Raw genomic sequence first — 13040 nt, 5'->3', positions numbered from 1 at the left:
GCCCCGAGTGCTAAGCCAGTTCTTTAGACACACCCGGTCAAATCATATCGCCTACCGCCATGGAGACGATAGGCGGTTTGGGCTCGATCAGAGTTGACCTGACGGCGGATGCCGGAGGTTACTGACAGCTCATGCTGCTCGGGCTCAATCTTTAACGACCTGTAGCGTTGCAGTTAATGAAAATCTCGACTGCGTGTATCGAGCCCCTGAAGCAACCCGCTGATGTCCTCCAGACGACCGGCCACCACGTGCAGTACACCATCTCGTGTCTCTACGGTCCCATCTACACGCATCAGCTGCGATGCCATCAGCTCCCGCCGTTGGCGCTCCGCCAGGGTGCGCCACACAACTACGTTCACCATCCCATACTCGTCCTCGAGCGTCACGAAGGTCACGCCACTGGCGGTACCGGGCCGCTGCCGACCGACGACTAGGCCGGCGACCCGGGCCGATTGGCCATGGCGCCGATCCTTCAGGTCCTTGGAACTCATCAGCCGGCGGGCCGAGAGCTCTGGACGCAGCAGGGTGAGTGGGTGCGGCCCCAGGGTAGTACCCAACGAGGCATAGTCCGAGTGGAGGTCCTCACCCACGGTCGGAGCGACCAGCTCCTGGATCTCCTCGTCAACCACCGCGCCCTCGGCAAAGAGGGGCAGCTGCGGCTCGATCGCGGCCATTGCCCAGCGCGCCTGGAACCGGTGCCCGGCCAGCCCCTTCAAGGCTCCCGCATCCGCCAGGCACTCCCGGGCCTTGGCATCGAGGCCCGCGCGCAGGCACAGGTCGGTGACATCGCAGAATGGTCGCTGCCGACGCACCTGCTCAACCGCTCGCCCGGCTTTCTCGGCTAGGCCGCGTACCATCCGCAGCCCCATCCTGATTGCCGGCTGCGAGCTATCAGCGACCGGCTCAAGGCTGCAATCCCAGTCGCTGCAGGTCACGTCCACCGGCAGGGTCTGCAACCGGTGGCGCCGGGCGTCCTGCAGGATCTGGTCGGGGCTGTAGAAGCCCATGGGGTAGGAATTGATCAGCGCCGCGGCGAAGGCGGCCGGCTCGTGGCATTTGAGCCAGCAGCTTGCATAGGTCAGTAGGGCGAAGCTGGCCGCGTGGGACTCGGGAAAGCCGTAGCTGCCGAACCCCTCGATCTGCCGGAAGATATCCGCGGCGTATTCCGCGGTATAGCCGTTGGCGAGCATGCGCGAGGTGAGCCGCTCCCGGTGCGGCTCAAGGCCTCCGTGTCGCTTCCAGGCCGCCATGCTGCGGCGCAGCTGATCGGCTTCGCCCGGGGTGTAGTCGGCGGCAAGGATGGCGAGCTCCATCACCTGCTCCTGGAACAATGGGACACCCAGCGTTCGGCCGAAGACGCGCTCGAGTTTCGGTGGGTAGCTGATCTCCTCCTGACCGGTCCGCCGGCGCAGGTACGGGTGGACCATGCCACCCTGGATGGGGCCCGGGCGTACGATGGCCACCTCGATCACCAGGTCGTAAAAGGTCTGTGGCTTCAGCCGCGGCAGCATGGCCATCTGGGCGCGTGACTCGATCTGGAACACCCCGAGCGTATCGGCGCGGCTGATCATGGCGTAGGTCGGTTTGTCCTCCTGGGGCACGTTCGCCAGGGTTAGCTCTTTGCCTCGGTAGCCTTTGACCAGGTCGAAACAACGGCGCAGGGCGCTGAGCATGCCCAGGGCGAGGATGTCGACCTTGAGCAGACCCATGGCATCGAGGTCATCCTTGTCCCACTGGATGACGGTGCGTCCTTCCATGGCCGCGTTCTCGACCGGTACCAGGGTATCCAGCGTTTGGTCGGCGATGACGAAACCGCCCGGGTGCTGGGAGAGATGCCGCGGGAAACCGATCAGCTCGCCGGTGAGCACCAGGATACGGTGGAGCAGAGGGCTATCAGGGTCGAAGCCCGATTCACGCAGACGCTCCGGCGGCGGCAGGTTGTCGGTCCAACGACCACAGCAGTCCGCCAGCGCGGTGATCTGATCTGGGGGTAGGCCCAGGGCCTTGGCCACGTCCCGGACGGCGCCCGCGGCGTGGTAGGTGGATACCACCGCGGTGAGCGCAGCACGCTGCCGGCCGTAGCGGCGGAAGATGTACTGGATGACCTCTTCACGGCGGTCATGCTCGAAGTCGACGTCGATGTCCGGCGGCTCGTCCCGCTCATGGCTGATGAAGCGCTCGAACAGCAGGTTGATCCGGGTCGGATCCAGCTCGGTGATACCCAGGGCGAAACAGACGGCCGAGTTGGCGGCCGAGCCGCGCCCCTGGCAGAGGATCCCCTGCTGCCTTGCGAAGCGGACAATGTCGTGCACCGTCAGGAAGTAGCTCTCATAGGCTTTGTCGGCGATCAGCTGCAGCTCCTTCTCGATCTGAACGCGCAGCCGATCAGACAGGCCTTTGGGCCAGCGCCAGGCGCAGCCCTCTTCGGTCAGCACTCGCAGCCAGCTGGTGGCCGTGTGGCCCTCCGGCACCACCTCGCTCGGGTATTGGTAGCGCAGCTCCGCTAGGCTGAAGGTGCAGCGTTCGGCAATGCGCAGGGTCTCCTCTAGCAGCTCTGGCGGGTAGCAGCGCCCTAATGCTTCACGGGTCCGCAGGTGACGCTCCCCATTCGGGAAAAGCAGCTGACCGGCCTCGGCCACGGGGACGTGATGGCGGATCGCGGTGATGGTGTCCTGCAGGGCCCGGCGCCCGCGGCAGTGCATGTGTACGTCGCCAGCGGCCACCAGCGGCAGCGACAGGGCCGCACCCAGCCCCTGCAGCTGCTGCAGCCGCACCTGGTCGTCCTGGTCGAAGTGGAGTTCGGCAGCGATCCACAGTCGGCCCGGGAACACCTGCAGCAACCAGCGCACCGAATCCGCCTCTGCGTGCCGCTCCGGTACCCAGAGCGCGACGAGGCCAGAGACCTGGGCGAGATCCTCGCGGAGCAGCCGGTAGCTGCCTTTGTCCGCACGCCGGCGGGCAAGGGTGATCAGCCGGCACAGCTGGTGGTAGCCCTGCAGGTCTTCCACCAGCAGCACGAGCTTGGGGCCTTGGGCGACCTGGAACTCCGCGCCGACGATCAGTCGGACGCCATGCTTCTCCGATGCCTGCCAGGCCCGCACGATGCCGGCGAGAGTGCACTCGTCAGTGATGGCCAGCGCCTCATAGCCCATGGCCTTGGCCCGCTCGAACAGCTGATCGACGCTGGAGGCACCGCGCTGGAAGCTGAAGTTCGACAGGCAGTGCAGCTCCGCATAGCCGGGTGTCACGCGAACCACCCCTGCACCCACCAGCCGGACCTTTCGACCGGTGACTGGAAGGCCCAGGCCGTTCGACCGTCGGCGAGTTCGAGGACGTAATAGTCTCGACGGGCATCCTCACCGTCCCACCACCCGCTCTCGATCCGCTCAGGCCCGCTTAGGACCCGTGACTGATCGACATCCAGGGGCTCCGGCACCGGCAGCAGCCAGCCAGGCCGCCGATTCGGTCCTAAGGCCTGGAGTGCCAGCGAAGGCGTATCGCGCCGCCAGGCCCGCTCCGGCCGGTGATCGCCCTGGGCGCCCACCGCATAGACCGCGTCGTCGCCCAGGCGTGAGCGCAGCCGTTCGCGCAGCTGCTCCCAACTCACCGTCTGTTGCGGACGCTCATCGAAGAGGCCGCGGTGCTGAGGGACGAAGGAGGGCAGCTCGTCGGCAACCAGGCCGATAGCGAGGACTGGCTCTACCACTTGGGTAGGCTCCAGCCGGCCCCGGGCAAATTCAAACAGCAGCGCTGGGTCCCGCTCGGGTGCAAGCAGACCCACGACGATCTCGGTTGTCGGCGCCTCACGATGCTCCAGGCGCAGGGTGAAGCGCTGGGCGCCAATGTCCCGGCCGGCGAGATAGGTGGCCAGGTCTGATGTCAGCCGGCGCAGCGGGAACAGCAGGGCCTGCGTCGACTCGACTTCGAAGTTGAGCTCGATCCGTAGCCTGAAGGTGGTCGGTGGCAGGAAGAACTCCAAGGGCAGCACCTTGCTGCCCAGCATGTGATCGAGGTGGTTAAGCAAACTCAGCGGAAAGCGCCGGGCGAGTTGCGCCCGGGGCAGCGCCAGCACCTGGCTGAGCTGACCTAGCCCCATCCGGCTCAGGGCATGGATGATCTCAGGCTCGAAACCCAAGAGCGCCACCGGCAGCGTCCGCATCGCGCTGGCCAGGCCGGCATCGTCCCGAACCGCCAGGCTGTCGCCGGCGTTGGCCAACACCCGGGCGGCGACCGGGTTGGGCGCCAGGGTGATCCGATGGCCGAAGCCGAGCGCCGTAAGCTCTTGGCGCAGGCGTGCCTCGAATCGGGGCCACGGGCCGAATAGCGGCAGGCTCGACTGCACCTCGAGCACCAGGGCGTCGGCGAAGTGCAGGCTCACCTGGGAGCTGAACCCATAGGCCCAGGCGGCGAGGAGCTCGTGCTGGCGCCTTAGCGCCGCCTCGTCGTACTCCACCGTCGCAAACTGCGGGCAGATCGCTTGGGCGGCGGTGTAGGTCATCTCCGGTCGGAGCCCAAGCGCCAACGCCGCCGGGTTCGCCGCCTTGATGATCCTTCGCTGGATAGGCCCGTGAAGCAGTACCAGCGGCTCATCAGGATCAGGACAGTTGCGCAGTACACCGTCCAGCGCGAATTGCGGGAAAAAGATGCAGGCCCATTTCATGGCAGTCGTCCCTCAATGCCAGACCCGATGCGCAAGCGCCGTTGCCGGTGGGTTGCCGCCGCGGCACTTGAGCACCCGCAATTGCTGAGGTGAACCCTCGAGGACCAGGCGTAGCGCTGCAGGTGACGCGTTGACCGCCTCGCGCTGGTGGCGGAACGCAAAGGCCAGGGTTTGCCCGGTCTCTGCAGCCACCTGCAGCCGGCGCAGCGCGCGATCGTCCGCACGGCTTGGCCAGCAGAGCACCGCACCACAGCTACCGGACCGCAGGCACTGCTCTGCCGCCCACAGCACGTCTTTGCCCTGCACCTGGATGATGCTCAGCCGGCCAAGATCGACGCCGGCCTGTAGCCAGGCGTGCGGATAGAGCAAGTAGGGAGGGGCAATCAGCACCACTCGTTCGCCGGCGGCGGTGAGGCGCGCCAGCGTTGGCCATACGAGCATCAGCTCACCCAGGCCCGGTCGGGCGCTCAATATTTCGGTGAGCGCTGCATAAGGCCAACCGCCGAGGGGTAGCTGGGCGTCGAGCGCCGAGTGCCCGGTTGGCTGGGTGCTGGCGTCGTCGACATGAGGACTCTGCCCGCGCCATACGCGGCGACTATCGAGCAGGGAGTCGAGCGCTACGACATTGGTGGCCGCGTTATCCATGCTGCACCCCCGTCGCCGCCGACGGCGTGCTGCCGCGCTCGGTGAGCAGCACCTGCAGCTGCGCGCGTACCTTGAAGAGGTCAGCGTGCAGGACGGAGTTCATCGACTCCAGCCGCAGGATATGGCGCTGAGCGCGTGAGAGGGGATCGTCGCGGTCGTCCGGAATGAGTCGGTCACCGCGGGGTACGTGGCGCTGGTTCTCTTCCTGGACGAACTGGATGTAGCGCAGTCGGTGGCGCTGTACCTCCGCCGTCAGGACATCCCGCTCAGCAACCAAAATACGATTGGCGCGCTGGGCTTGCCCCAAGCACTGACGCACCTGGTCTAGTTCTTCAGTCAGCAGATCAACGAGGTTGCGGCAGTACATCAGCTCCGTAGGACGGAAGAGGGACTGCTGCTGTTCGAAGCTGTCCTGCTCATCACCAAGCATGTCCATGGCGGCCCACCTGCTCAGTCCCTAAAGCCATGACCTTCTGATACTCGACAGAACGACTGGGACAACCGTGGCAGGGGCGAGGGATGGGGCGCGAAATGGACATGAGATAAACCTCCTTTTAAGATACTGTATGGATAGACAGTAATCAGCGGAGGGGTTCCCAGCAAGCTTGACACCGACGAACGGTAGAGGCGAAGCGGCAAGTGCTGATAGCGCAAGGAGGTAGGCTACTCTCCGCCCAGCAAACCTTGCACCATTTAAGTAAATAAGGATTGAACGACCCACCGTTCGGGCAACGGAGTGTGTATTTAGGATGTCCCCAAGAAACAAGCCCTATGAGAGTTGCGTCTGGTAGTCTCTTATGTATAAATTTCAACGATAGTCTTGTATGATAGTTACTAATTCTGCAGATGGTTATTAAATATGTCTGATGATAAGGCGAAAATGAATCATAAGGTATCGGTATCTGGTGCGCGTATCATACCGCTGGCCCAGCTACCACTTCGCGATCAAATCGATCATCTTTCAGGGGTCGTATACTCTCAAGTTACGGATGTTCGGTCAGTGCGCAAGCTCGAAATGTCCCTCCTAATCCCGCGGAATGACAGACCCAAACCTGCAATAATATTTTTTCCTGGTGGTGGCTTTATTTCCAGTCATCACGATAGGTTCATCGAGTTGCGATACGCTTTAGCACAAAGAGGATTTGTGGTTGCCGCTGCGCAGTATCGCGTCCTTCCAGAACGCTACCCGGCTCCGATAGAGGACGCCAAGACCGCCGTTAGGTATCTACGCGCTCACGCGCAAGAGTTTGGCATCGATCCCGCTCGAATTGGCGCTTTGGGAAATTCTGCAGGTGGATATCTTGTCCAAATGCTTGGCCTGACAAACGATGAGTCTAAATTTGATAAGGGACCCTGTCCTGATCAATCGTCTGCTGTGCAGGCGGTAGCTAGTTTATATGGGATTTCCTCTTTGCTAGATGTTGCAGGTACCGAGCGCGCTCATGTGACACAAGCTTCTCCAGCTTCGCCCGAGGCGCTACTTTTACACGGCTTTACGGTTGGTAATCATGTTGGAAAAAGCATCCAGGATGATCCCGAGTTGGCTATTTCATGCAGCCCAGTGGGTTACTTGGAAGGAAAAAAGCCTCCATTCCTTATTATGCATGGTACAGCAGACAAGCTCGTATCACCCATGCAGTCGGAGCGGCTTCACGCTGAACTGGTCGCACGCGGAAATCGCGCCGATTTTTACCTGCTCGAAGGTGCCGGTCACGGCGATATATACTGGTTTCAACCTTCAGTAGTTGACCTGATTACCGAATGGTTTAGAGGCGCTTTTTAGAGGTGGTCTTCATAACGCCGGGCTTCCGCTTAGCGCTTAGGTCAGCCTGGCCGCTCTGTAACAGCGCTTTCGTGACAAAGTTATTTTTCAACTGCCGCTCAACAAAATCCTGGATATAGGCAGCCGCCAGCGTTCTACCGCGTGGCACCGCGATGGCCTGCTGAATCGAAGTGAATGAATCCTTCAGTACCCGCAGACCTGCATTGGCCTTCGCGAATGCATCAAGAGGCTGACGTACTCCAGCAGCCGCATCAAGGCGTTGCTCGCAAAAAAGCTCGACAGCAGCTACAGAGGTGTCAGCCCGCTCAAGCCGTGCCGCGGTGAGAGTTCTACTCAGAAAGAGGTCGTACGCCGCCCCTCGGCCAACGGCGATAACAGCCTCCGCATGATCGAGATCTGCAGCCGTCTGATAGCGGGAGCCGCTCGCCACAAGGTAGGTGCCCTCGATGATGACGTAGGGAGTACTGAAATGAAGTTGGGCCTCGCGCACCGGCTCGATAGCTAGGAAAGCAATGTCCCAAACGTCTTTTCCTAAGGCACCAAACACCTTGCCTGCGGCATCAAACGTAATGAACTCGACGTCGAGATTGACTTCTTGTGCCAGGCATTCGGCAAGGGCAACAGATATGCCCTTAGGCGCGCCTTGGGGCCCCGGTTGCGCAAGGACTGGATTGCCGAAGTTGATGGCCACCCTCAAGACCCCAGTAGGAGCCAATTCGCTCTTTACCTGTGCTAGATCATGCACATCAGTACTCCTTGATTATCTGACGTCTCACCGTATGGCGCGCGTGAGGGTCGGCAGGTGACTAGGCGGTTTTAAAAATCATGCACACCGGGCTGCCCGTATTGATCGCGATTTTTGGGGTGTCCAGACGCCCCTCAGGTATCACGCTAAGCCGTTGGATGTTGTCGCTGTCTTCGTTAGCCGCGAATACGAAACGACCATCCGGCGATATCGTCATGAAGCGTGGTTTACGCCCGCCGCTCGCCTGGTATCCAACGGCCTGGAGCCAACCAGATTTCGAATCCAGTGAGAAAATCGCGATCGAGTCGTGTCCCCGGTTGGAGACGTAGAGAGTTTCACCATTAGGCGCCATGACAATGGCTGCTGCACGACTGGATCCGGTGAAGTCATCGGGGAGGGTGGGGAGTACCTGTATGGCCACCAGTGATCCAGCTTCGCCATCGTAGCGATAGGCCGTGACGGTGCTGTCGAGCTCGTTGACTAGATACGCGAAGGGGCGTCCCTTAGGTGCGAACACTACGTGCCTTGGCCCAGCTGACTCCCGGGTTTTCACGACGCTCGTCTGGACGAGGCTTGGTTCGTCCGTGGTGGTTTCGACCCGGTAGACGAACACCGCATCCAAGCCCTTGTCCGGCACTACGACATGACGGCCCAAAGGGTCGAAAGGAATCATGTGGGGATGCGAGCTCGCCTGCTCGATCCGGTGCGGCCCTGGCTCGCCAGGAAGTTTCTGCAAGTCCGCTACTGCAGCGAGCTTACCGTCCGCGCCAAATGGAATCAGTGCGATGGCGCCAGTGGCGTAGTTGGCTATGGCGAGAAAGCGATTGATTGGATCCACCGACAGATGTACCGGATTGCGACCTTCACAGCTGACGGTGTTGATCTTCGACAATTGGCCTGTCTTGCCATCGATCGCAAGGGCGCTGACTTCCTGCTGATCGCCGTGCACACAGAAGAGGAATTTCTGTTCGCGGTCAAAGCACAGGAAAGACGGGTTAACCACGTCCTCGACCGTTTGAATTAACTTCGCCTGACCCGTCTCGGCATCGTATTGGTAGACCGTGATGCCAGCTCCGCGCGCGTTTCGCTCACGCGTGGTGCGCGATCCGACGTAGACAAAGTTGGCGGCTTGCGCAGTGGTTGTCATAGAAGAAGCGCTCGGTGTGGTGGCGGCGAGCAGGCGGCTGGAAGCCAGACTAGTTGTGGACAGGACGGCTGCAGCGCTGGCCAGGCGAATGAAATGACGACGATTGAAAGGCGTCTGGGACATGCTTTAGGCACTCATCGGATATTGTTTTTGTGATGAGCAGAGCCGGGCAAACACATGCCCGGCTGCTGATGTGGTCAGTACTGTTCGGGAAGGAGTACCCAGCCTTCCATCAGGCGACGAGCGCTGCGGCTCATCACGGCTTTCTCCACTACCCAAGCACCATTGATCTGCTGGGTCTGGGCGCCGACAGCGACTGTTCCTGCGGTATGTCCCATCTGCACCTGGCGATCACCAATGTCGCCAGCGATGCGATTGACTAGAGTCCCTTCCAGGGCTGCGGCGACTGCAACCGCGACGGCACCGGTGCCCGTGATGGCGTGGTGAAGTTTGCCCATCGAAACGATGCGGGCAATGACGTCTATCTCCGATGCCTCTACTCGTTTTCCGCCGGCTGCCACATAACTGGCCGGCTTGGCTACGAGGCATAGCTTGGGTGTGTGTGGCCGCAGGGATGTGGCTTCCTCCGGCGTAGCGGCCAAGCCCATAGCCACCGTACAGTGGGCACGGATGGTTTCCAGCTGAGCGAGCAGCTCAGCATTTCCGTTGACCTGCTCCTGAGTCTCGGTGCCTACGAGCCCGACCCGGTCGGCCTCCACAAAAATTGTGGGATTGCCCGCATTGAGGAGGGTGGCCGGCAACGCGGGAAACCCAGGAATGTCGAGTTCATCGATGGTGTTGCCGGTAGGCAGGATGTTGCCACCAGAGCCACCAGGATGCATGAACTCGACGACAACCTCGGCCGCAGGGAAGGCGACGCCGTCCAGTAAGAAGTCCCCTTCCTCGACGACCTCGCCATTGCGCATCGATACGTGGGCGATGATGTGCTTCTGGATGTTGACCTGCCAGATCCGTACCGTGGCGACGCCGTCACGAGGCGCGTCGACTAAACCCTGGGCAATGGCGAAGGGGCCTACTGCGGAACTGAGGTTGCCGCAGTTGCCTGACCAGTCTACGACCGGGTTTTCGATCGAGGGCGCACCGAACAGATAGTCGACGTCAGCGTCATCACGCGCAGACTTGCCAATGATCACTACCTTGCTGGTACTCGATGTAGCGGCGCCCATACCATCGATCTGCTTGCCATAGGGGTCGGGGCTGCCGATGACCCGAAGCATAAAGGCGTCGCGCTGCGGCCCAGCCGGCGGCACATCCTTATCCAGAAAGAAAACGCCTTTACTGGTACCGCCACGCATGTAGACGGCAGGGATACGTTGTTGAGTCATTGTGCAGTTCCTTCAAGAGAAGCGGTTTTGCCAGCCTTTTCCAGGCGCTCCACCAGCAGTTGAGGCAGCAGGCCACCCCGTCGGAAGTAACGAACGTCCTCGAAGGTGTCTAGGCGGCTGATGACGGTGACACGTTCCACTTCGCCGTCTGCTCGCTCGATGACCAAGGTGAGCTTCGCGCCGGGTTCGAAATGCTCATCGATGCCTTCCACGCTGAAGAGCTCTCGCCCGGTAAGGCCCAAGGTTTGTCGTGACACACCCGCCTCGAATTGCAGCGGAAGGATGCCCAGTCCTGCAAGGTTGGTGCGATGGATGCGCTCAAAGCTTTCCGCGACGACGACCCTTACGCCCAAAAGGCGCGGGCCTTTCGCTGCCCAGTCACGGGAGGAGCCACTGCCGTATTCCTTGCCAGCGATTACGATCAGCGGCTGCTTACGCGCCGCGTACGTTTGAGCGGCCTCGAAGACCGAAGTGATCTGATTTTCCGGTAGCACTACGGCCCAGGGGCCCTCGCGACCATCGGCGAGCATCTCGTTCTTCAGTCGTGGGCTGGCGAAGGTCGCCCGTTGCGCTGCTTCATGGTTGCCCCGACGCGTGCCGTAGGAGTTGAACTCTGGAACGTCGATGCCATGACTCTTGAGGTAGGTGCCGGCATCGCTGTCGGGGAGAATGGCACCGGAAGGCGAGATGTGATCAGTCGTGATGTTGTCAGACAGCATCACCAGCGCGCGCATCTTCTGCAGGTCTTTCTCCGGGACGGACGCGGTGAGCGCTTCGCTCCAGTAAGGGGGCTTGCGAATGTAGGTGCTGTCGGCTTGCCAGGCATATTGGTCACTGACGCCAGCACGAAGATCCGAGGCGATCAGGCCGGCCTCGCGTGGGATATTTTCGTAAGCCCTATCGAAGAGGTCCGCTGAAAGCGAGGCTTCTTCAATCCGGGCGAGCTCCTCATCAGCCGGCCAGAGCTCGTGCAGATACACTGGCTTGCCTTCGCTATCGGTACCGAGAGGATCCTTTTCTGGGTCAACCAGATAGGTACCCGATAGGGCGTAGGCTACGATGAGCGGCGGCGACATGATGAAGACTTCGCGCGCCAGCGGATGTACACGCCCCTCGAAGTTCCGATTGCCCGAAGTGGCCGCCACCGTTTCTAGCTTGCGCGTCCGGATCTCGTTCTCGATCTCTTCGTTGATCAGCGGGCCTGACATGCCGTTGCACGTCGTACAGCCGTAACCGACGACGTTGAAACCGAGCTGATCCAGATCCTTGTTTAGACCCGCGCGCTCAAGGTAATCGGCGACTACTTTAGAGCCAGGGGCAAAGGACGTCTTGACCCAAGGTGCGCGTTTCAGGCCGCGGCGTAGGGCATTACGGGCAACCAATGCGGCGGCGATCACGCCGCGCGGATTCGAGGTGTTGGTGCAGCTGGTAATGGCGGCAATGACAACCGAACCATTATCCAGACCCGACGGCAGTGACGTAACAGGATCCTTCTTGCCGAGCAGAATGCGCTGGTGGGGCTGCTTGGGGCCGGCGATTGCCCGACCGACCGTAGACAGATCCAGGGTGACGACACGGTCGTATTCCACCTCGGTCAAGGTGTCGTGCCACAGGCCCTGTTGCTTGGCATAAGCCTCAGTCAAGACGGAAATCTCTCCACCACGGCCGCTCAAGCGCAGGTAGTGAAGGGTGCGCTCGTCGATTGCGAACATCGCTGCGGTGGCGCCGAATTCCGGAGCCATGTTCGATAGGGTGCCGCGATCAGACAGCGACAGGGTGCTCACCCCGGGGCCGAAGAATTCGAGCACGCTACCGATGACCCCTGCCTTGCGCAGCAGCTCAGTCAGGGCCAGAGAAATATCCGTCGCGACGTAGCCACTGGGCGGCGCCCCCTCCAATCGTACGCCGACGATTTCTGGCACACGCATCATCAGGGCCTTCCCCAGCATCGCAGCTTCAGCCTCGATACCGCCAACGCCCCAGCCCAAAACGCCGATGGCGTTGATCATCGTGGTGTGGCTATCAGTACCTACTAGGGTGTCGGGAAACGCCCACAGCTCGCCGTCGATCTCCTTGGTGCCCACGACAGTCGTCAGGCGCTCCAGGTTGATCTGATGAAGGATGCCATTGCCTGACGGCACGATGGACAGGTTGTTGAACGCCTTATTGCACCAGTCCAGGAAGGCAAATCGCTCGGCATTTCGCTCACGCTCGATTGCCTCGTTTTCCGCTAAAGCCTTGGCATTGCCCCAGCGCTCGACGTTCAGAGAATGATCGACGACCAGGTGCGTAGGGGTAACGGGATTGACCTGCCTAGGGTCACCGCCACGTTCTGCTACGGCATCGCGCAGACCTGCCAGGTCTACGAGTGCGGGGGTACCTAGCAGATCCTGCAGTACGACGCGCGCAGGGCGGAACGGAATGTCCTGATCCTTCGCGCGCTGACTTACCACGCTCAATGCAGCAATCGGCTCAGCCTCGGTACGCAGGATGTTTTCCGCAAGGATGCGCAGGGAGAGAGGCATCTTGGCGAAGTGTCCGCCAACTGACGCCACTGCCTCCCGAATGTTCGCAACACGATAGTCGCGGCCATTGGCAGCTAGGTGTTGACTCCGAATCTCATTCATCACAGCGACCTCACAGGCATGTTTTTGTGAGGCCATATTGCACTCGATAGCTATCTAGGTCAATCTGGATGCAGTCGAGGCGAATGA

Annotated in this window: 9 protein-coding genes; 1 reads left to right on the top strand and 8 read right to left on the bottom strand. The window is 61.2% G+C overall.

The window, feature by feature from the left end; genetic code table 11:
- Positions 1-173 precede the first annotated feature (173 nt).
- Genes PSK12I2_RS0107315 through PSK12I2_RS0107300 form a run of 4 tightly spaced genes read right to left on the bottom strand, consistent with a single transcriptional unit; the run spans position 174 to position 5741 of the window.
- On the bottom strand, positions 174-3248 hold the full coding sequence (locus PSK12I2_RS0107315; protein WP_027597874.1) for an error-prone DNA polymerase: 3075 nt from the start codon (positions 3246-3248) through the stop codon (positions 174-176).
- Positions 3245-4660 carry a DNA polymerase Y family protein gene (locus PSK12I2_RS0107310; RefSeq protein WP_027597873.1) on the bottom strand — a complete coding sequence of 472 codons (1416 nt, stop codon included), beginning with the start codon at positions 4658-4660 and terminating at the stop codon, positions 3245-3247. Before PSK12I2_RS0107310 ends, PSK12I2_RS0107315 begins: the two co-directional genes overlap by 4 nt.
- Positions 4661-4672: 12 nt before the next feature.
- Positions 4673-5305: a translesion DNA synthesis-associated protein ImuA gene (gene imuA / locus PSK12I2_RS0107305; protein ID WP_027597872.1), complete on the bottom strand. Its 633-nt coding sequence runs from the start codon at positions 5303-5305 to the stop codon at positions 4673-4675.
- Entirely contained in the window at positions 5298-5741 is a 444-nt protein-coding gene (locus PSK12I2_RS0107300) for a hypothetical protein (protein ID WP_027597871.1), read from the bottom strand. Before PSK12I2_RS0107300 ends, imuA begins: the two co-directional genes overlap by 8 nt.
- A gap of 423 nt (positions 5742-6164) precedes the next feature.
- Here PSK12I2_RS0107300 and PSK12I2_RS24545 point away from each other — a divergent pair, with 423 nt between their 5' ends.
- Complete coding sequence (locus PSK12I2_RS24545) at positions 6165-7088, top strand: alpha/beta hydrolase (RefSeq protein WP_084222069.1); 924 nt, start codon at positions 6165-6167, stop codon at positions 7086-7088.
- Here the strand turns inward: PSK12I2_RS24545 and PSK12I2_RS23805 are convergent.
- From PSK12I2_RS23805 to acnA, 4 genes are all read right to left on the bottom strand, one after another.
- Positions 7072-7833 carry a transporter substrate-binding domain-containing protein gene (locus PSK12I2_RS23805; protein WP_037007574.1) on the bottom strand — a complete coding sequence of 254 codons (762 nt, stop codon included), beginning with the start codon at positions 7831-7833 and terminating at the stop codon, positions 7072-7074. The genes PSK12I2_RS24545 and PSK12I2_RS23805 overlap by 17 nt on opposite strands.
- A gap of 61 nt (positions 7834-7894) precedes the next feature.
- Complete coding sequence (locus PSK12I2_RS0107290) at positions 7895-9103, bottom strand: lactonase family protein (RefSeq protein ID WP_256203956.1); 1209 nt, start codon at positions 9101-9103, stop codon at positions 7895-7897.
- Between the two features lie 74 nt (positions 9104-9177).
- Positions 9178-10326, bottom strand: a complete 1149-nt coding sequence (prpF, locus tag PSK12I2_RS0107285) for a 2-methylaconitate cis-trans isomerase PrpF (RefSeq protein ID WP_027597869.1) — start codon at positions 10324-10326, stop codon at positions 9178-9180.
- Complete coding sequence (acnA, locus tag PSK12I2_RS0107280; RefSeq protein ID WP_027597868.1) at positions 10323-12953, bottom strand: aconitate hydratase AcnA; 2631 nt, start codon at positions 12951-12953, stop codon at positions 10323-10325. Before acnA ends, prpF begins: the two co-directional genes overlap by 4 nt.
- Between the last annotated feature and the right edge of the window lie 87 nt (positions 12954-13040).

This window comes from Pseudomonas sp. MOIL14HWK12:I2, assembly GCF_000510745.1.
Taxonomy (GTDB): domain Bacteria; phylum Pseudomonadota; class Gammaproteobacteria; order Pseudomonadales; family Pseudomonadaceae; genus Chryseomonas; species Chryseomonas oryzihabitans.
The sequence above is the reverse complement of the archived record's forward strand: the minus strand, read 5'-3'. Positions and strand labels throughout refer to the sequence as shown.

Bases quoted from the DNA above. Each gene is read 5' to 3' on its own strand.
- PSK12I2_RS0107300 (WP_027597871.1), bottom strand. From the start codon at position 5,741: ATGGACATGCTTGGTGATGAGCAGGACAGCTTCGAACAGCAGCAGTCC.
- imuA (WP_027597872.1), bottom strand. From the start codon at position 5,305: ATGGATAACGCGGCCACCAATGTCGTAGCGCTCGACTCCCTGCTCGAT.
- prpF (WP_027597869.1), bottom strand. From the start codon at position 10,326: ATGACTCAACAACGTATCCCTGCCGTCTACATGCGTGGCGGTACCAGT.
- PSK12I2_RS0107290 (WP_256203956.1), bottom strand. From the start codon at position 9,103: ATGTCCCAGACGCCTTTCAATCGTCGTCATTTCATTCGCCTGGCCAGC.
- PSK12I2_RS24545 (WP_084222069.1), top strand. From the start codon at position 6,165: ATGTCTGATGATAAGGCGAAAATGAATCATAAGGTATCGGTATCTGGT.
- PSK12I2_RS0107310 (WP_027597873.1), bottom strand. From the start codon at position 4,660: ATGAAATGGGCCTGCATCTTTTTCCCGCAATTCGCGCTGGACGGTGTA.
- acnA (WP_027597868.1), bottom strand. From the start codon at position 12,953: ATGAATGAGATTCGGAGTCAACACCTAGCTGCCAATGGCCGCGACTAT.